The sequence below is a fragment of the Heyndrickxia sp. NPDC080065 genome (assembly GCF_050281185.1).
In the GTDB taxonomy this organism is placed as follows: domain Bacteria; phylum Bacillota; class Bacilli; order Bacillales; family Bacillaceae_C; genus Heyndrickxia.
Window position 1 is genome coordinate 1 of record NZ_JBNNWS010000051.1, and the last position, 1,249, is coordinate 1,249.

Sequence of the window (1,249 nt, forward strand, 5' to 3'; positions counted from 1 at the left end):
TTTTTCTTCTATAAATCTCACGATTGATTTCATCACTCTGTGTGCTGCTGTCTCACTCCTTACAAAGATGAGAGCGTCATCAGCGTATCTCACGAACCGTAGTTCTCTTTTCTCTAGTTCCTTATCGAGTTCATTTAACATAATATTACTCAATAATGGGCTAAGGTTTCCTCCTTGCGGAGTCCCGACTGGTGTTTCTTCATACTTCCCTTTCACCATGACTCCACTGATTAAGTATTTTCTGATTAACGAGATGACATCGCCATCATCTATTGTGTTGGCAATAATTCGCATGAGTTTATCGTGATGGACTGTATCGAAGAATCTTTCGAGGTCAATGTCTACCACCCAATCGTATCCATCATTTAGAAATTCCAAGCTTTTTATAATAGCCATCTCACAACTTCTTTTTGGTCTAAAGCCGAAACTGAGTTCACTGAATTGCTTTTCAAATATCGGACTGAGAACTTGATGAATGGCTTGTTGAACTACTCTATCCACTACTGTTGGTATTCCCAACTTGCGCATCTTGCCATTTTCTTTTGGGATTTCCACTCTTAAGGCAGCTTGTGGTTGGTATTTTCTTGTTCTGATGCGCTGACGTAGCTCATCCTTGTTCTCTCTCAGATATTGCTTTAGTTCTTCAACTGTTACTCCATCGACCCCACTCGCACCTTTATTTTTATAGACACGCAGGTAGGCTTCGTTCATATTCTGATTACTTAGAATTTGTTCTAAAAGTTCCACACTCGTTTCTCCTTCCCCTCACGTAGTAAGTGATAGCTCCATTTTGGTTAGCCTTTGAGATACGCTCATACTTTCACCATTAATACATTCGGAGTACGTCACTTACGCATTCGTGGTGTTGAAACACTATAAATTGTTCAGCCCTTCATGAATTAATTTCATTACTATGGCTTCTGCTGACTTCTTGCGGCTAACCTTTTTCGACTGTACTTCCGTACATCCGCAAGACCTCCCAGGGTAAGACAACTATCTTTCCTCTTTTACTCGCCTGATTTACCCTACCAAGTTACGCACATCTTTTTGGACTTTGACTTGTTATGGAGCCTCATCCCTTTATAGAGCCTTAGTATCAGATTTCTGTTCGTCGAGCCAAGATTTTATTCCACGCTTCCTCCAGCCCTTACCTCACGGCAAGTACCTTGCGCTTCCTTAGTGGTTGGCTGATGTGTACCCCCACAGTGGACTTTCACCACCTAGATAGTTGCCATGCCTGGCACACATA

The 1,249-nt window shown here is 41.8% G+C and carries 1 protein-coding gene; it reads right to left on the bottom strand.

Features of this window, described 5'->3' with window-relative positions:
• Positions 1-747 (bottom strand): group II intron reverse transcriptase/maturase (ltrA, locus tag ACQKP0_RS25720; RefSeq protein WP_427408655.1); only part of this gene is annotated, 747 nt, incomplete at its 3' end.
• Positions 748-1,249 lie beyond the last annotated feature (502 nt).